The sequence below is a fragment of the Paracoccus litorisediminis genome, assembly GCF_009711205.1.
GTDB lineage: Bacteria > Pseudomonadota > Alphaproteobacteria > Rhodobacterales > Rhodobacteraceae > Paracoccus > Paracoccus litorisediminis.
Genome location: NZ_WMIG01000009.1, coordinates 82,501 through 98,628 on the forward strand (window position 1 = coordinate 82,501; position 16,128 = coordinate 98,628).

Annotated in this window: 18 protein-coding genes; 1 reads left to right on the top strand and 17 read right to left on the bottom strand. The window is 63.9% G+C overall.

Features of this window, described 5'->3' with window-relative positions:
- Nucleotides 1–10: 10 nt before the first annotated feature.
- Nucleotides 11–517 (bottom strand): phage major tail tube protein, encoded by a 507-nt coding sequence (locus GL300_RS15630; protein ID WP_155040586.1) that lies wholly within the window; start codon nucleotides 515–517, stop codon nucleotides 11–13.
- On the bottom strand, nucleotides 517–1,947 hold the full coding sequence (locus GL300_RS26720; protein ID WP_155040587.1) for a phage tail sheath subtilisin-like domain-containing protein: 1,431 nt from the start codon (nucleotides 1,945–1,947) through the stop codon (nucleotides 517–519). The genes GL300_RS15630 and GL300_RS26720 overlap by 1 nt, the downstream gene beginning before the upstream one ends.
- 164 nt (nucleotides 1,948–2,111) lie before the next feature.
- Here GL300_RS26720 and GL300_RS15640 point away from each other — a divergent pair, with 164 nt between their 5' ends.
- Nucleotides 2,112–2,981, top strand: coding sequence for a peptidoglycan-binding domain-containing protein (locus GL300_RS15640; protein ID WP_155040588.1), 870 nt, complete (start codon nucleotides 2,112–2,114; stop codon nucleotides 2,979–2,981).
- A 14-nt stretch (nucleotides 2,982–2,995) separates the two neighbouring features.
- Here GL300_RS15640 and GL300_RS15645 read toward each other — a convergent pair whose 3' ends face one another.
- The 15 genes from GL300_RS15645 to GL300_RS15720 all read right to left on the bottom strand — a co-directional run bounded on the left by GL300_RS15645 (nucleotide 2,996) and on the right by GL300_RS15720 (nucleotide 16,114).
- On the bottom strand, nucleotides 2,996–3,325 hold the full coding sequence (locus GL300_RS15645; protein ID WP_246195204.1) for a GPW/gp25 family protein: 330 nt from the start codon (nucleotides 3,323–3,325) through the stop codon (nucleotides 2,996–2,998).
- A gap of 13 nt (nucleotides 3,326–3,338) precedes the next feature.
- Entirely contained in the window at nucleotides 3,339–3,830 is a 492-nt protein-coding gene (locus GL300_RS15650) for a phage baseplate assembly protein V (RefSeq protein ID WP_246195205.1), read from the bottom strand.
- Nucleotides 3,830–4,363, bottom strand: a complete 534-nt coding sequence (locus tag GL300_RS15655; RefSeq protein ID WP_155040590.1) for a hypothetical protein — start codon at nucleotides 4,361–4,363, stop codon at nucleotides 3,830–3,832. Before GL300_RS15655 ends, GL300_RS15650 begins: the two co-directional genes overlap by 1 nt.
- A gap of 52 nt (nucleotides 4,364–4,415) precedes the next feature.
- Nucleotides 4,416–5,423 carry a hypothetical protein gene (locus tag GL300_RS15660; RefSeq protein WP_155040591.1) on the bottom strand — a complete coding sequence of 336 codons (1,008 nt, stop codon included), beginning with the start codon at nucleotides 5,421–5,423 and terminating at the stop codon, nucleotides 4,416–4,418.
- Nucleotides 5,416–6,009, bottom strand: a complete 594-nt coding sequence (locus tag GL300_RS15665) for a phage tail protein I (RefSeq protein ID WP_155040592.1) — start codon at nucleotides 6,007–6,009, stop codon at nucleotides 5,416–5,418. Before GL300_RS15665 ends, GL300_RS15660 begins: the two co-directional genes overlap by 8 nt.
- Entirely contained in the window at nucleotides 6,006–6,893 is an 888-nt protein-coding gene (locus GL300_RS15670; RefSeq protein WP_155040593.1) for a baseplate assembly protein, read from the bottom strand. The genes GL300_RS15665 and GL300_RS15670 overlap by 4 nt, the downstream gene beginning before the upstream one ends.
- Nucleotides 6,886–7,467 carry a phage tail protein gene (locus GL300_RS15675; RefSeq protein ID WP_155040594.1) on the bottom strand — a complete coding sequence of 194 codons (582 nt, stop codon included), beginning with the start codon at nucleotides 7,465–7,467 and terminating at the stop codon, nucleotides 6,886–6,888. The genes GL300_RS15670 and GL300_RS15675 overlap by 8 nt, the downstream gene beginning before the upstream one ends.
- Nucleotides 7,464–7,787: a head-tail joining protein gene (locus GL300_RS15680; RefSeq protein WP_155040595.1), complete on the bottom strand. Its 324-nt coding sequence runs from the start codon at nucleotides 7,785–7,787 to the stop codon at nucleotides 7,464–7,466. Before GL300_RS15680 ends, GL300_RS15675 begins: the two co-directional genes overlap by 4 nt.
- A gap of 11 nt (nucleotides 7,788–7,798) precedes the next feature.
- Nucleotides 7,799–8,155 (bottom strand): hypothetical protein, encoded by a 357-nt coding sequence (locus tag GL300_RS15685; RefSeq protein WP_155040596.1) that lies wholly within the window; start codon nucleotides 8,153–8,155, stop codon nucleotides 7,799–7,801.
- The gene (locus tag GL300_RS15690; RefSeq protein WP_155040597.1) at nucleotides 8,152–8,457 is read right to left on the bottom strand and encodes a hypothetical protein; all 306 of its coding nucleotides are present in this window, start codon (nucleotides 8,455–8,457) and stop codon (nucleotides 8,152–8,154) included. Before GL300_RS15690 ends, GL300_RS15685 begins: the two co-directional genes overlap by 4 nt.
- A 50-nt stretch (nucleotides 8,458–8,507) precedes the next feature.
- The gene (locus GL300_RS15695) at nucleotides 8,508–10,484 is read right to left on the bottom strand and encodes a phage major capsid protein (RefSeq protein WP_246195206.1); all 1,977 of its coding nucleotides are present in this window, start codon (nucleotides 10,482–10,484) and stop codon (nucleotides 8,508–8,510) included.
- A gap of 238 nt (nucleotides 10,485–10,722) precedes the next feature.
- Nucleotides 10,723–11,457: a hypothetical protein gene (locus GL300_RS15700; RefSeq protein WP_155040598.1), complete on the bottom strand. Its 735-nt coding sequence runs from the start codon at nucleotides 11,455–11,457 to the stop codon at nucleotides 10,723–10,725.
- 11 nt (nucleotides 11,458–11,468) lie between these two features.
- Entirely contained in the window at nucleotides 11,469–13,853 is a 2,385-nt protein-coding gene (locus tag GL300_RS15705; protein ID WP_170297687.1) for a hypothetical protein, read from the bottom strand.
- 183 nt (nucleotides 13,854–14,036) lie between these two features.
- Complete coding sequence (locus GL300_RS15715) at nucleotides 14,037–15,605, bottom strand: phage portal protein (protein ID WP_155040601.1); 1,569 nt, start codon at nucleotides 15,603–15,605, stop codon at nucleotides 14,037–14,039.
- Nucleotides 15,605–16,114: a hypothetical protein gene (locus GL300_RS15720; RefSeq protein ID WP_155040602.1), complete on the bottom strand. Its 510-nt coding sequence runs from the start codon at nucleotides 16,112–16,114 to the stop codon at nucleotides 15,605–15,607. The genes GL300_RS15715 and GL300_RS15720 overlap by 1 nt, the downstream gene beginning before the upstream one ends.
- Between the last annotated feature and the right edge of the window lie 14 nt (nucleotides 16,115–16,128).

Here is a 16,128-nt window from a genome sequence, read left to right on the forward strand (position 1 = left end):
GCTTCGAGGATCAGATACCCAGCGCGGCGCGCTGAGCTGCCAGACGATCGGTGCCGCCGGTGATGCGGATCATGTTGATCACGTCGATTTCGCTGATCACCACGCCGTCGACCTCTTCCTTGTAGTAATCGAGGCGAATAGTGACGGTCAGCTGAGGCTTCTGGCCCGCCGCCCAGGTGCCGCGGGCCAGGGTCACGATCTTGCCGCGCATGGTATGAACCACCGGCTTGACCTTGCCATCATAGCTTTCGAGAGCACCGCGCGCGGTGAAGGGCACTACCTGCCCCTCGGCCACGCCCCACAGCGCCAGAACATCGGCGTCATAGGAGATCAGGGCAAAGGACGATTCCATGACCTCCTGCCCCATGTCGAGGGTGGTGAAGCCGTCCATGCCGCCGCCACGATAGTCCTCGGTCTGCAGCGAGAGGTCGGGCGGATTGTATTCGTCGATCTGGCCGGCATAGCCGCGGCCATCAACGAAGAGATTGATGTTCTTCAGAACGTCGCGCGCGGCCATCAGACGAGCTCCTCGAGATAATCGGTGGTCAGGATCGAGCGGAAGGTGATGTGCTCGGCCGGATAGGGGGCGGTGAAGTCGAAGTTGAAGAACACCTTGCCGTCGGCAATCGCGGCAGCGGTGTTCAGGTCCGGATCGGCCCAGCAGCGACCGCCGATCAGCGCCCCCTGCGCGACGAGCTGGCGGATATAGGCGTTCACGCCCTCCTCGACCTCGCGCAGGTAGTTCTTGGTGATGTTGGGATCGACGGCCCAGAGATGCGCCTTCAGGATGCTGTCGTTCAGCATGTCCGCCGTGCGGCGCAACGAGAGGAATGCCCATTTCGCGTCGGAGGACAGGGTGCGGTTGCCCCAAAGCCGGAAGCCGTCCTGGCGGATAATCGTGGCGATATTCTGTTCGTTCAGCAGATTGGCCCGGGCATTGGCATCGCCAAGCTTGAAGTCGACAGCACGCACCGTGCCGACGATGCCGTTGATCACCTGGTTCGATGGCGACCACCAGAAGCCGCGGTCATTGTCGATCTTGGCAATCAGGCCAGCAACGCGGGCCGAGGCCGGTTCGGAGGTGAGGGCACCGGCACTGTCGGCAACCAGCACCCATGGATCCACGACATAGACGCGAGGCGATCCGAAATCGCCGCCATAGGCGATGGCGGCCGCATCCGTGGTGTTCGGGCCGTCGGCGATGATCACCGCGCGAAGGCGCTCGGCGATACCGACCAGTTCGGCCATGACGGCATTGCCGACAGTGCCGCGGGTCGAGGTGAAGGTCGCGCCGGTGCCAGCGCCCGCGCCCGCAGGCAGGGCGAAGGTTGGGGCTGAGGTATAGCCGGAACCAGGATTGACGACGGTCACCGCAGTGACACTGCCGCCAGCAATCGTCGCGTCGATTGCGGCCCCCGAACCGGTGCCGGTCACGGTCAGGCGGTGGGTGCCATTGGTATATCCCGAACCGCCGGCAGTGATGGTGACGCCGGTGATCCCATTCGCGGAACGCTGATGGGTGAAGCCCGGGACGCAGAGGATCCGGGGCGAATAGCCAACGACGCTCTCGGCCGAGAGCAGCGCATGCACGCCCTCATACTGGCCATTGATCGCATTCACCCCGCCCAGGATATTGGCCAGGGTCTCGGCCTCGGTCGTGCCTTCCTCGACGCGCACCACGATGACCACGGCGCCGATCTGGTCGAGGATGCCGTCCAGCGCGGCAGGAAGCGTCCCCTCCCCGGTCTGCGCTTCGGTCATGTCGAGTTTGGCGGCTTCCGCGCGGCTGCCCGCGATCAGGACCGGGGTATCGAGCGGAAAGGTGGCCGGGTCCGCATCAGGGGCAGTCCCGACGATACCGATCACGGACGACCGAACCGTGCGAATGGGGCGCGGGCCGGTGTCGATCTCGATCACCTCGACGCCGTGAAGGAAAGTCTCGGGCATGATGCCTCACCTGCGGGGTTGAAATCCTTCCCGCAGGATGGCCGCCAGAAACTCGCCAATCCTCTGGCGGTTTTTCAGAGAGCTTAAATCACAAAATGATTGCCAAACCGGTCGCAGACCGTTCCCCTGAAATCATTGTTTGTTATTGATGATGGAGTTCGAGCATGCAGGTCAAAGAAGATCTGGAGATTGCAATTCGTCTCGACGTTTCGACATCCGCGACAGTTTTGCCGACAAACGCCGTTCCCCCTTCAGCAGATCCAAACAGCGCTGGTCTCGAGGCCATCGCTATCTCCACCCAAAAGGCCATCGCGTTCGAGGCGATCACAAGATGCTTGTGGTCAATTGGCGAAACCGAGCAACATCCATCGGTTGCAAGCCTTCTGTCATTTTCGCTCGAAAACTCCTTCACCGAGCTTCCTGATCATCAGGACAATTTCCTGGCACAACTGGGCTTCAGGCGTCGGTATGACGACAGCTACGAGATCTCTCTCCCCAATCTTGGGTTAACCGTCCTCATAGCCTTCGAGAGACAAGAGATCGAACGCGGAAGCATCTATCGCAAGACGCGGACCAGGATTCTTATCACCTCGAAAGATACAAAGGATGTCGTCAAGGCAGTGCTTGCGACCCTTATCGGCTCGGCTCTTGCGAGCTGTGCGATCAGTCCCGAGCCAATGGATTTCGCTTACAGTCTTCGTACCCAACCCATATACATCTGTACGATCAACGCCTCGATGCAGGGGAACAACGAAGAGATTGTACGAGAAGCCGCAGAAATGCTGTCGACGACCGAGTTCCGCTCCAAAGAGCATGAGATGGAAGTTTGGAAAGCACGACAAATGTGTCTGGCGGCCGCCGGATTCGATCCAGGGCCAATTGACGGAATCCCGGGTGACAGGACGATGAAGGCGGCGGAGAGCTATTCTGCGGCTTTCGATAACGTTCAAATCCTCTGGTCGTCTTCAGTTTTCGCGCGACACCTCATCTACCACAGCTTCGTGCGGCACGAATTACTTCGCCAGATGAAATAGTTCTGCCTTTAACTTCAACTGATCTCGAGGCCGTCGATCCGCACCGGAGTCCCGGTTGGGGTGTAGACGCCCACCAGTGACAGGTGAACCTTGCCCGGCGCCGGGATGCTGGCGGTGACCTGTTCGACATAGATGCGCGGTTCCCATGTCGCCAGCGCGATGAAGGTTTCGGCATAGAGATCGACCAGCGTTTCGTCGTTCAACGGTGCGTCGACCAGCTCGGGCAGGCGCGAGCCATAGGCGCGACGCATCACGCGTGTGCCAATCGGCGTGGTCAGGATGTCGCGGATACTCTGCCGCAGATGATCGATGCCATCGAGACGGCGTCCGGTCGTGGCGTTCATGCCTGCCATTGCCTCACCCCACTGGCCCGCTGGTCTGGCTGCCGCCCGAACTGACCCCGCCATGAACATGCCGCGTCAGGCTGATGCCATTGGCGACGACATCGCCATTCACGATGATATTGCCGGGTGCCGTCACCGATATCGACCCGCCGACGACCGAGATCGAGACCCCGCCCGGCATGTCGATGCGGTAGGTGCCACCATCCGAGCTGGGTGCCGGATAGGCATCGCTGGGCAGGCTGCCGATGATGACGCCCTGCCCGGTGTCACCCATCGGCGACAGGATCACGACCTGCTCGCCGGGTACCGGTGGCGACCAGATCCTTGCGCCGCCCGCTCGCGCAGTGCTGAAGCGCAACCAGGCGCTTTCGGTCTCGCCGCCGAAGGTGACCTTCGCCTCGGCCGCGGCAGGGTCGACCTCGGTGATCGTCGCGAAGCGGACCAGGTTGGCAAGCCGTCGCTCCAGCTCGGCCATCGCGAGCTGCCCCATGTCGGCACCGCGCATCAGATGCCCCCAACGGGGGCGTAATCCCCCGCATGTGGCACGCCGATATTCGGAACCTGGCTGGTCAGCACCTCGGACGGGATGGGATCACCATCGTCCCAGATGCTCTTGCCGATATGGATGGTCTGTCGCCATTCCACGGCCCAGACCTCGAACTGGTCCAGGTCTGGATCAAAATCGCGGGGCGCGATCGCGCTAATGGTCGCCGCTTCTACCGGAAGACCCCAGCGCTGCCCTTGCGCGTGATGCGCGATGTCGGCCGCCAGCTTGGCCACCTGAACCTTGGCGCCGATGTCGCGGAAGCCCACGATCACCGTCGCCTCGATATGAGCGATGACGGCCAGCTGCTCAGTTCCGGGATTGTCCGTCGGCTCCAGCTCGACCAGTTCGATCAGGCAGGCGGGCAGCGCCAAGTTGCGGCGATCGGTCCGGAACGCTTCTACCAGCTGAAGCCGGGGGTAAGCCGACCAGATCGATTTCACGATGGCCGCGAAGAACCGATCGAGATCAAGCGCGGTATCCGGCTGTGGCATTCTATGTCCTCACACCTGAAGGGAACGACGCGCGGCGTCTCTCATTCCCGGCTCACCTGTAGATGATGCCATTGGCCGTCAGGGTGTTGACCGCGATATTGGTGCCGCCGATAGCACCGTAGGCGCTGATCCGGCTGCCGCGGGTCGCGACAATGTCGCTGGTGCTGTCGGAGGCAGCCTTCCGGCATTGGGCATTCCCTGCATAGATGATCGCGCCGTCGCGGGCCTCGATGCCCACCGAGCCCGCCCCGGTACAGATGCCATTGCCGATATTCACCGAGGCCAAGTTCTGCGCCAGAACGCCGCGCACCGCGCAGCCGCTGACGTCGACATCAATGGCGCTGACCGTGGTCGATCCGCCGGCATTGATCCCGTTCTCGCCCGCGTTCGAGAAGATCGCACCCGTCGCACTCAGGCGCCCGCCCATGGCCACGTTCGCGCCATCGGCCCCGGCCAACTTGACCCCGGCACCGCCGAGCACCGTCGCGCCGCCACCGTCGCCGCACAACACCCCGCAACGATCAGTCGCGCTGCCGGTGTTCATCATGGTGAACAGCTGCCCGATCCGGGGCAGGACGCCACCATCGAGCACCCCGAAGGCCGGGATCCGGATACCGAATTGCTGGGTCAGATAGGCCCGGTCAATGAAGGTTTCGGCATCGTCGCCGGTGATGGTGATCCAGCCCATGTTGAGGCCTGAGATCAGCACCTGCTCGGCCATGATGAAGCCCGAGAGCAGCCGCAGTTCGGTGATGAAGCCGCCCGGTTTGTAGGCCGGTCGGCGTTCGGACAGCGCGATCAGCGCCTCATTGATGGTAAGGAATTCCCCACCTGCCCCGACCGTGACCAGATCCGCGGCCTTGACCGCCATATTGTCGATCCGGGTCTTCAGATAGCGCGTGCGATCCGTCAGTTCGCGCAGCGGCCAGTTCAGCAGGCCTTGGTTATCCTCGGGATCCACCGGGCCACCGGTCGGTTGCCAGCCGTTTTGCAGCATCGGCACGGTCTCGGGGAACTGATCGAGTTCGGCAAAGGTGGGGACTGATGCAACATCAACCATTTTGGCCCTCGTAGATATAGGTGTTGCCAAGCGTGACGCGGTCGCCGATCAGCCATTGATCGTCGCCGAGCAGATAGCGCTGGTCGGAAAGGGAAATGCGCCGCAGCCGGCACCGCGCCGGAACCACGGTTTCAAGGCGCATGGCAATGCGATCGGCCTCGCCGTGGCGGATCCGCGTCGGGATCTCGATCCAGTAATCCGCCCAGAATGGATCTTCCGGTCCCAACCGCCATGCCCCACCGAGCTCAAGGTCCGCGCCTCCGATACGGGGCAGGTCACGGTCCTCGATCAGGATTGCATCCGGATGGCCGAGCATCGCCAGAAACTGCGCGACTGCCGGGCGCGTGCCCTTGATGCGGTGAAACGCGATAGAGGCCGCCATTGCCGCGCGCTTCTCGGCCTCGGTCCAGTCGGGATTCCATTCATCGACGGACAGTGCCCAGGCCAGCCATGGCAGGAATGCCACCGGCACATCGGCCGGGTCCCACATCTGCCCTGCCAGAGTTGGGATGAGGTTCGCACGCGCCATCGCGGTCGAAACCGCCCGTTCAGTCGCCGTCGCATTGTTCGGCAAGAGGTCAGTCACGACATCACCTGATGACCGATCGCGATCGAACTGGCCCGCGCCACGCCGGTGCGGCCCGGGTTGATATCGGATGTGGGTGAGGTCAGCACCACGCTTTCGACACCGGGCTGGTGCAACCGGGCGAGCAGCGCCGTCAGTCGGACGACCCGACCGACAGCCAGCTCATCCGCGACATAGGCCTGCACGGCCGCACGCGCCGCTGCTTGCACCACCTCGGCACCCGGTCCATGCGACAGGATCAGGGTGGCATCGACCGCGAAATCAGTGAAGCTCGGGGCGGCGACGACCGGATCATCGCAAAGAGGCCGGACATCCTCCAGCGCGTCGGCAACGACGGCGAGCAGCCCGGCCGATGGCATCCCGCCCGCTTCATGGGACAGCACGGTGATCAGCACCCGCCCTGGAGCCGGGCTGGTGACCGCCACCCCACGCACGCGGCCATCGGCACTGAGCGCATGGAAGCTATAAGCCCCGACCGTGCCGGCGGTGGTCAGCGCCTCGAGCGACAGTTGGGTGCGCTTGCGCAACGCGGCATCGTCTTCGCGGATCTCGGCAACCGGCGGGGTCGCATCGGGATTGGCCGCGACCACGACCTGCCGGGTCACCCCATACAGCGCCGCCAAATTCTCAAGATCCGTGCCGGTCGCCGTGGCCAGCAAGACCGCACGAACCGAATCGTTCGCCCGAGCCCGCATGATCACTTCGCGATAGGCCCCGACCTCAAGCAGCTTGTTGATCGGCTCGCTTTCCAGCTCGAGCACGTCGGCAAGTTCCGGCGCCAGCGCCAACAGCTGCGCCCTGATCTCGGAAAGGATCAGCTCGAAGTCGAGCTCTTCGACCGCATCGGGTGCCGACAGGCCGGTCAGGTCGATCGGATCAGCCATTTTTACCCACCCCTAAAACCATTCTGGCGCGCAGATCGGACAGGAAGTGCTTCATGAATATCGCCACCGCATCCGGCAGGATCTCGTCTTCCAGGATCACGTCCACCTGATCCTTGATCGGCAGCTTTTCCTCGGCCAAGGGGAAACGGGTCGAACGCTTCCGCCGAAAGATCGAGCGCCGCCCGTCCTTGCCCTTTGCCACGAATGCGCCTGCGAATTCCTGATCGCGGAAGGACGCGCCAGCGCCCGTTTCCTTGACCCTTCCCTTGAACTTCGACGCACCCATGTCATTCAGCCCGACCCAGATGCCGACCGTGCCACCATCCCGGTTGATCCTGGCGCGCATGGCGCGAAGCCGGCGGCGAAAGTCGCCTGCCCGGCGCAGTTCCAGTTCTGGCACCACGCGTTTCGAGGCCTGCACCCGCAACGTGGTCGCGGTGCGGCGCAGCGCCCGCGACATCGATTTGCGAACATCGGATTCGCTGGCCTTCAACTCGGCGATCACGCGATCGAGGTCATCCTCCAGATCGAGGACAACATCGGCCCCGCGGATCCGGTGGCTCCAGCGCCTCATCGCGCCCCCTGCCCGTGCTTCGGCGCCAGCCGCAAGGTCGCCATGCCGGTGCCATCGACCTGCGGCAGGGACATGATATCAAACTCCCGGCCCGCGATGATGATCGTATCGAAGCGATTGACCCCGGCAAAATCCGCCGCCTTGCCCAACAGGCGCGGCTGCGTGGTATCGAGCCGGTATTCGCCCATCCCGGCATCAAGGAACGGCTCGTCGAAGATCCCGCGGACAGACCGAATTGCGCCACCTGCCAGCCGAAGCTCACAGGCATGGGCGAATTCGTCCTCCTGCAGGAAGGCGTCCAGATCCTCGACGAAAGGCATGGGATCGTTCCTCAGCCGTATTGCTTCTGGCCGACCACAGCGACCGCCAGTGTGGCGGACGCCCCGGCGGAAACCGTGCAATGCACGCGCACCTCGTCCTTGAAGCCGTCGGCATCGACCTCGATCATCTGGCTGCCGCCTGCGGCACTGGTGATCGTCGCGAATACCGCGTCCTCGATATCCTCCCAGGCGTCGGTGCCATTGCGATGCTGCAGCTTCGCGGCCACCGTCTGGCCCGCGCCACCGCTCGGGCCGTGCATCAGGATCACCTTGGCATGGCCATGGAACTCGTCCAGCGCCACCCCGGTCAGACCGGCAGTCGCGCTGATCGCCGCCAGCGCGGCCAGCGGTTTAATCGATAGTTTCATTTTGCCTCTCCGTTGCTCTGCGCGCCATCAGCCGCCTTGGGCTTGGTGCGGTTGTTCTTGGCCGGAGCCGTTTCGGGTGCATCCGGCACCGTGGGTTCGCCAGACGGGCCTGGCTCGTCCGGCGTCCCGGGTTCGTCCGAAGGACCGGCATCAACATCGGCGGCGGTCGCCAACTCGGCTTTGCCGTTGTCGAGCAAGCGGCGCGCCATGGTCTCATCGACCTCGACCACGCTGCCGGCCCGGGTGGGCACACCGCCGACCACCACGGCCGAGCTCAGCTTCACCTTGAAAGTCTTCGACATGGATTCCTCATGGACTGGCAGGACCGAAGGCTCGTCCCGCGGTTGCAGGATCAGAGGTTCCGGCCCAAGCACAGGGACGCGGCGCGGCGCACGGCGATATCGACATCCTGCATCATCACGATGCGGATCCGGCCGCGGGCCGAATGCGTGAACGGATCGACGGTGACGTCGAGGCCGCCCCACATGCCGATCAGCACATCGGCAAAATTGCCATGGAAGACGTCGCCGTTCGCAATCTGGTTCGTGACCTCGCAGCGATAGCCGTTCACCGTCCCGCCGCTTTCCCAGATGACGCCCTGGTCAGTGCCCGAGGCGAACTTGGGCGTGGTCTTGGCATGACCGCGCATCCGGGCATTGAAGACATAGGCCATGCTGTTCACATCGGCATTGTCGGCCGAGATCTCGGTCTCCATCGCGACCAGTTCGGCATAGGTCGGGTTTGCCCCGGCAAAATCGACGACATTCAGGCCGGGGGTGCGGGCGATGCCGCGTGGCGTATGATCGGAGCCCGCGCCGTAATAGCCGGCATAGTCCACCGCCTGTGCCAGCGCCGCTGACATGTCACGGCGCATCATCGCCTCGACATCAAGGCTGGATTGCATGATCAGCTTGCGGGTGACCTCGGTCATGCCCGCGACGGTCTTCGGGCGCAGGCCGAACTGGTCGAAGGACATGGCCGAAAGGGTCGCCTCATCGTCCTCGCCGAGCCAGTAACCGGACGCGCCGCCCGCCTGCGTCGGCACATCGATATTGCCGACAAGGCCGCCGATCGGGGTTGCCAGCTGCAGCAGGGTCGTGCGGTTGCGCAGCATGTCGACAAAGGATTGCGACAGCATGTCCGTCGCGACCAGGATGCCACCGGTATCGCCAGCATTGGCACCACCGGTGCCGGTATTCAGCGCCCGGGTCAGCACATCAACCGGGATCAAGGTGCCTTTCGGGCTGCGTTCGGCGCGCTCGGTCGCGGCCGCGGCGCATTCGAACTCAAAGGCCGCCGCTTCACGCAGGCCGCGATCATTGGGATTGGTCAGCGATTGGAACAGCCGCATGAACGAATAGCGGCGCACCTCGCCATCGGTCATGCCAATCGGGTTTCCGCCTTCGGTCAGGGGACGGCCGCGATTGGTCCCCATTTTCGCGAGCAGGTCGGCCCGGAACTGGTCCACCCCGCGCCCGTCGCGCACCGCGGCATTGGCCAGATCGCTCGCGTCATATTGGCGGCCCAGTTCCAGGATCGTGCCCACGCGCGCGCGCTCGGCGGTTTCGCCTGCGCCACGTTCGGCCCCGGCCTCCTCGACCACCTCCAGTTCGCGAACAATCTTGCCGTCATCATCGAGCTCAGCCCAGACCAGCTGACCGGTGGCATTGCGAACGAGTTTCTTCTTCATGGAACGGTTCCCATTGGGGGGTTGCTGATCGGGCGCTGCCCGCGTGTTCGCAGGTTGAACCGGCAAATCACTCGCTTCCTCTGGCGTGATTTCATGCGAGCGCCCGACGCCGACCGTCGGATCCGCGGGCACGCTGACCAGGGAAATCTCGTAGGGTTCCCAATCGGTGACACGCACCAGGTCGGCCGCGCCATTCCGCTTCTCGATCTCGATCGCATGCACGGCATAGCCGAAAGAGACGTGGCGACGGATCCCGTCGGCCACATCTCGCAGGATCTCGTCGGCGCGTGCGCTGCGCCCGAAGCGGACCTTGGCCCGGCCGCGCCGATCCTCCCCGATCTCCACGCTTTCCACGACGCCGATCTGATCGTCCCAATCGTGATTGACCAGGAGCGCCGCACCGCTTTGAAGACGGTCCATGCGGATCGCCCCCTCCCTGTGATCCAGCACCTCGTCGCCGAACCACCGCGCCACCGGCATCTCGCTCGAAAAGGCGAGCTCGACCGTCCGATTCTCGAAATCGATCTGTCGGACCTCGCCCAGATGCCGGAACTCACCGGCCCCGCGGGTCCGCGCGTTGATCTGTTCAGGGGTGATGGATCGGGTCAGGAAGGACCCGACAATGCTCGCATACTTCATGCCGCCCTCTTGAGTTACGAGGGCATTAGGCCGCGCCACGCACCGGTGATCCTCTGGCGGGATTTCAGGCCGGAATCGTCGGCGCAATCCGCGCCATTGACAGAATCGCGGGTCAGGCGCAGCCTTCAGGGGTTCAATGTTGTTTTACCGACAAGACGGAAAGCCGAAGTCAGTGAAGCCTCGTCTCACGCCGGCGAGGCTTCATTCTTTTCTGTCCCTCATCAAGTTGCGATTAGGCTCAAAGCCCAAGCCAGGTCTCAATGGTAGCGATCTGCTCAACTGTCAGCGCGGTACCATTGACGACCACCAGTCGGCGCATGCGCCGCACGGCACTAGTGGCCCCGACCGTATCGCCGATTCCGAGGCGCGTGGCAGCATAGGCTCGGCCATTTACTCCGAACGAATTGCTGACGCCATTGAGGCGCAGCAGCCCGCCATTCGAACCCTGCTTGATGTAGCCTGCGGTGATCCACTGCTCGAATGGCGCGGCGGACAGCTCCAAAATCGCGGTGTCAGCTCCCAATGGGATATAGGACAGCCCGCGCCAGCGCGGCGGCACGTTGAGCGGCTGCAGCTGCACCTGAATGCTGTCCGCGCCAGCGCCAGATCCGGGACCGGCGCACCAGAAGCGGTGCGTGGTCGCGGCGCTGGTTGGATAGAAAAACCGCTCGAAGACCGCAAATGACGACACCGACAGGTAGTCGGACGCACCGCGTACCCACGCTTTCGACGCCGACGTGAAAGCCACGCTGTCAAAATGGCCCTGCGCGACCTTGCTGGGGGCGACCCCAATCCACTCTAGCGAGCCGTCGCCAATGGCCGCATCCCATGCCGCAAGGCCCGCCTCATAGGTCGTGGCGTCGAAGGCGAGCAGTCCCGGAATGGCAGCCATCGCCTCCTCGAGAGTCGGCGGGCGAGGCATGAACGCGGCGGCATAGGCGGCCTTATTGGGCGTGCGGATAACCAGAGGCATGACGACCCCTCCTACAGATAGATGCGATTGCCGACCGCCGGGCGCAGGATGCGCTCGCCGGGGAGGAATAGGCTCGGGGCCTCGAAGGCGTCACGGATCGCGCTGGTCGAGGCGACGTATTCGTCCGCCGCCTCACCCACGCCCAAATCGCGCCACGCCAGCGATAGCTCCTGCCCGATCGACGGAGCCGTCGCGCAGGTCAGGGTGATTTGCCGCGCTCCGGTCTGCCGGACGCCGGTTATCGGCACGGCCCCCTGAGCAATCTCGAACCCGGCATCAGCCCTGCGGACGCGGCAGAATCCGAAATCAATCACCAGAGGCAGCAGCGACCGGAAATCCACCACGACCTCATTGCTGCTGATCGTGGCCGAGATCATCCGGGGGCAATACCAGTCCTCGCCCCGCGCTACGGCCTGCATAGCAAATGCGTGCGTCTCGCCGATCAGTACGCGCGAGCGATAGGCCATATGGATCGTGTCCAGCTGCGCCCCGCCCGCGCCGTCATCCGACATGCCAAGAGCAAAACGGTATCGGGGCATCGTCAGCAATGCGTTAGCACGGGCGTCCTCGACGTCCAGGATCTCCAGCCGGGACCGATGACGCCCGCCACCGCTCGACAACGTTTCGGTGCCGACCGACCGCCCGCCCTGCTGCGACAAGAACCAGCGCACCGGGACGGCGGGGCAATCGATGGCGCAGAGCGCCTCGCGCTCATCCATCATGGTCAGCAGGTTTTCAGCGTAGGACGCATTGTTCCAGTCGCTCTCGCCATGTCCGAACAGCAGATGTATCGCCTCAACCTCATAGCCGAGTGCCACCAGACCGAGGTAGCAATTGCGGATATCCTGCGTGTGCCGGCTCCAGGCCGGAGTAAGTTCGCCGGTATTGCCGCGCCAGATACCATTGGTGGCGCTATTGCCGATCAGAGCCGTGCCCCCTACCGACGAGCCGCGCACCGCCGCCACTTTGTAGGGTTGCCCCATCAGCTCGATAAACCGCGCCGCAGCAGCAGCGCCAATAGATTGCACTCCGGTCGCAGCCTCACGCGCTGGGACCAAATCATGCTGATCTGGTGGCGCACCACCGGTATAGCCACGCAGGCCACCGAAGACGCTGGACACATCGTTGAGCATCAGGACGTGCCGAGGCATGGGCGGATTGGGCCATACGAGCGGGTCGAGCATGACGTACTGATCATCATTGGACTGGCCATAGACCGCCACGATTACCGCGTTGCGGGTCGCGCCATTGATCGAGATCGAGGGGTAAAGCCGCCCGCCGATTTCGTCCAGCTCATCGAGTGCATGAATGCCGCGCTCGCCGACCTGATATAGTGGCGTGGCAGTGGATGGCTCAGGCAGCCTCTCGGCCAGCCGATCCGCTAATAGTTGCGACGGAATAAAATCCAGCCCATCCGGACGCATGACGATACCGCTCTCAAGGGTCTCGCCCTCGCTGGCCGTCTCGTCACCGATCAGCAGCAGAGGGACAGCGTCATCATCATCCGGTGCCGACGCAAAATCCTGCTCGGGCAACAGCGGCCCGATATCGCCTGCGATCAGCGGCGCCAGCTTTTCGCCCAACTCGGACGACGGGATGAAATCAACCCCACCCGGACGCAGCACGACAATCGGGTCAGCGTCACCGTCCGCATTGGACAGGGTGATCAGATCGACAGAGGCATCAGTTCGCGGCGCGCCATTTGCGAGATCGGACGCAAGGGCGCGCCGCGCGCTCACCTCGGCTTCGATCTCACTTGGGGAGACAATCTGGACCAAGAGTTTCTGGGTCGTCGCACTCTCGCGGCGGAAGATCGAGGCGCGTGACAAGCCATCCGCACCGCCTGCGATGACCGCAAAGCCCTCACTATCCGCGACCGCAGCGCGGCCAAGCGCAATGGTGTCGAAATACCCCGCATTCAGGGCCGCCGCGATTGCCGCAGCCTCGGCCGCTGCGCGAGCGGCCTCGACGGCGGCGCGGTCCGCTGCGACCTGTGCGCGATCCGTGGCGGTAGCGCCACGATCCTGCCCGGTCGCAACGCGATCTCCTGCCGTCGCACCAGCTGAGGCGACCGCTTGACCGCGCGCGGATTCCATTTCCTCACGGACGGCTGTCAGGTTGGCGTTGACCTGAATCGCCGCGTCGATACGGGCCTGGGCCTCAGGAGAGACCTCGCCCGGATCGCCCTTATCCCCCTTCAGGGTGGGAACGCCCAGCAAGGGAACTGCCAGAACCGTCGCTTGGGTGTTGGCCCCCCAGATCGTGATCTGCATCAGCGCGTCGCCCCCTCGATGATCTTCAGCGGCACATTGTGCGATCCGGGAAATGGCAGCCGCTCGCCACCCTTGGTGATCCAGTAATCGAAGCTTGCCAGCCCGGTGCCGGTGATCGGCCAATTCGCGGTATCGTCGGCGACCGCAGTGATCTTGCGGTTCACCGGATCGACCGTGATGGCGAGGGGATAGCGCCGATGCCCGAACCTCACGGCGGCCTCAACGCTGTCATGCGGATAGACGAGCGCCCATTCGTCATCGTCATCGAAGGACAGATCCGCCTTGAAGGTCGCGCCGCGCTTGAACTCAGCCGGTTGCATTGCCATCCCCCTCTTGCTCTGGGATTTTCGGGTTCAACTTCCGGCCCATGGCCTGAAGGATGTATTCTTCGGGAATGCCTGCCGCGCGCATCTGGGCGATGTCCTCGGCCACTTCGCGCCAAACCGACTGTGGATCTCGGCCTTGGTCCCGGATGAACTGGCCGAAGCTACCCATCAGGTTGTTCTTCATCTCCACGGCCGCGGCGACATCGGCGCGCGGATCGATCCATGCCCAGCGACGGGCCTGCCACGCGACGGCCTGATATTTCTCCAGGCCCTCGGCGCGCAGCGGTCGCCCGGCCACACGGATCCTGCCGGCGAGCAGGGCGACGCGAAGCCAGTTGCGATAGACCCTGTCGATCATGGCCTCGATCAGCCATTCCTGCAGGTCCTTCCAATGCTCGCGCTCATCGAGCGCGCCCTGGCGGATGGAGCTGAAATTGACCCCTTCGAGGTCATTGGCGAGATTGTTGTAGGCAACGCCAAGCCCGGTCGAGATGCCGCGCAAGCTGGCTTTCACGAAGGCTGCAAACTCGCCATTCGGGTATTGCGGGTTCCATTCCTTGAACTCGATCCCGGCTGGCAGCTCCTGGAACACCCCCGGTTCGGCCTCCATGGTGAGATCTTCCTCTTCGTCATGTTCAGGCCCGCAATTCTCCCTCCATTGAAAGAATCCCCCCTTGCTGGCCGCAACACGGGCATTGACCAAGGCGGAGTTTTCGAAGCCGCTAAGCATGCGCATGCGCCAGAGCGCGGTTGCCGCCCATGGCAGGCCCCGCTTCTGGCCGGTAAAATCCTCGACGAACCCATGGATGATCTCGCGCGCCGGGATGCGCTGGAAAGCGCGCCCGCCATAGATGTAATCGGCTTCCTGCTCGTCGGTGGTGGTGAACAGATAGGCGAGCGGCCTGCCGTATCGGTTGAACTCGATGCCATGCCGGATGAAGCTGCCATCGGGTCGGCGCTCTTCGTCATAGTCCAGCGGGCAGCGCTGCGGATCGAGGGCTTGCAGCGCATAGCCCCAAGACCCGGCATCAGCACCCCAGATCTCGCGGAACATGAATTCACCGTCGCGCGCCGCTCCGGTGGCGGCGACACCCTGCAACAGCCGGAAGCTGCGCTTGCCCGAGACATCGCAATTCTCGCCCCGGCACCATTCGTCCCAGGCCGCCTCAATGGCGTCGTTCGCGGTGGTTTCCAGCGTACCGTCGGGGTTGCGGCTTTGCGCCTGCAGCCTGACCCCATGCGGGCCGACGATATTCTGGCGCACCATGCGGAGAAACCCGCGCATGTAATCATTGTTCGCCGCCTGCTCACGCGAGCGGGCGACGAGGATCTTCTGGTTCCGGCGCACCACGAAATCGGCCGGGATCGGCGTGCTGGGCCAGCTGGCGGTCAGTCGATCGGTCGCGGCGCTTTCAAACATGCGCAGCGACACGGTCGGGCCGCGCCGCGCGACAACCTGGGGCACGCGACTCGGCAGGATCTCGGGCGCGCGCGCCAAGGCAGGTTCAACCTTCCGGGTAGCGCGACTGCGGGTGAATGGCCACGCCATCAGATGCGCACCTTCACCTGGCGGCCAAGCAGGGATTGCCCATGGCGCCCCGCCCGCTTCTCGCGACGCTCCTCTTCGCGATAGCGACTGCGCAACAGCAGGAGATCGGCGATCGGGGTCCGCCACAACTCGCGATTGTTGATCGTATATTTCTGCTGGTCGATGGTGGCGCGGCCCTCGATCACCGCCTCGATCGCATCCAGCACCTTGCGAGCATGGCTGCGGGGATCGAAGGCACCGGCGATCAATGCAACATCCGGCGCGATGCGGATCCGGCCCTCATCGACGGTCAGCACCTCGTCCGCGCGCGTCGCACGCAGCGACCACAGATAAAGCCCGGTCAGCCAATCCGACGTCACCGCGGCCGCGGCCGCAAGCCGGTGCTGCGAGCCCTCGGCCACCCCGGTCACATCCACGGCCACCGGCCCGCGCAGGAACAGCCTGACCTCCCAGTCGGGTGCCGGATAGGCGGTCAGGGTCAGGAGCCGGTCAAACGTGGTCCCGGCCACGAAACTCTCAGGGA

Bases quoted from the DNA above. Each gene is read 5' to 3' on its own strand.
- GL300_RS15630 (WP_155040586.1), bottom strand. From the start codon at position 517: ATGGCCGCGCGCGACGTTCTGAAGAACATCAATCTCTTCGTTGATGGC.
- GL300_RS26720 (WP_155040587.1), bottom strand. From the start codon at position 1,947: ATGCCCGAGACTTTCCTTCACGGCGTCGAGGTGATCGAGATCGACACC.
- GL300_RS15640 (WP_155040588.1), top strand. From the start codon at position 2,112: ATGCAGGTCAAAGAAGATCTGGAGATTGCAATTCGTCTCGACGTTTCG.
- GL300_RS15645 (WP_246195204.1), bottom strand. From the start codon at position 3,325: ATGAACGCCACGACCGGACGCCGTCTCGATGGCATCGATCATCTGCGG.
- GL300_RS15650 (WP_246195205.1), bottom strand. From the start codon at position 3,830: ATGCGCGGTGCCGACATGGGGCAGCTCGCGATGGCCGAGCTGGAGCGA.
- GL300_RS15655 (WP_155040590.1), bottom strand. From the start codon at position 4,363: ATGCCACAGCCGGATACCGCGCTTGATCTCGATCGGTTCTTCGCGGCC.
- GL300_RS15660 (WP_155040591.1), bottom strand. From the start codon at position 5,423: ATGGTTGATGTTGCATCAGTCCCCACCTTTGCCGAACTCGATCAGTTC.
- GL300_RS15670 (WP_155040593.1), bottom strand. From the start codon at position 6,893: ATGGCTGATCCGATCGACCTGACCGGCCTGTCGGCACCCGATGCGGTC.
- GL300_RS15675 (WP_155040594.1), bottom strand. From the start codon at position 7,467: ATGAGGCGCTGGAGCCACCGGATCCGCGGGGCCGATGTTGTCCTCGAT.
- GL300_RS15680 (WP_155040595.1), bottom strand. From the start codon at position 7,787: ATGCCTTTCGTCGAGGATCTGGACGCCTTCCTGCAGGAGGACGAATTC.
- GL300_RS15685 (WP_155040596.1), bottom strand. From the start codon at position 8,155: ATGAAACTATCGATTAAACCGCTGGCCGCGCTGGCGGCGATCAGCGCG.
- GL300_RS15690 (WP_155040597.1), bottom strand. From the start codon at position 8,457: ATGTCGAAGACTTTCAAGGTGAAGCTGAGCTCGGCCGTGGTGGTCGGC.
- GL300_RS15695 (WP_246195206.1), bottom strand. From the start codon at position 10,484: ATGAAGTATGCGAGCATTGTCGGGTCCTTCCTGACCCGATCCATCACC.
- GL300_RS15700 (WP_155040598.1), bottom strand. From the start codon at position 11,457: ATGCCTCTGGTTATCCGCACGCCCAATAAGGCCGCCTATGCCGCCGCG.
- GL300_RS15715 (WP_155040601.1), bottom strand. From the start codon at position 15,605: ATGGCGTGGCCATTCACCCGCAGTCGCGCTACCCGGAAGGTTGAACCT.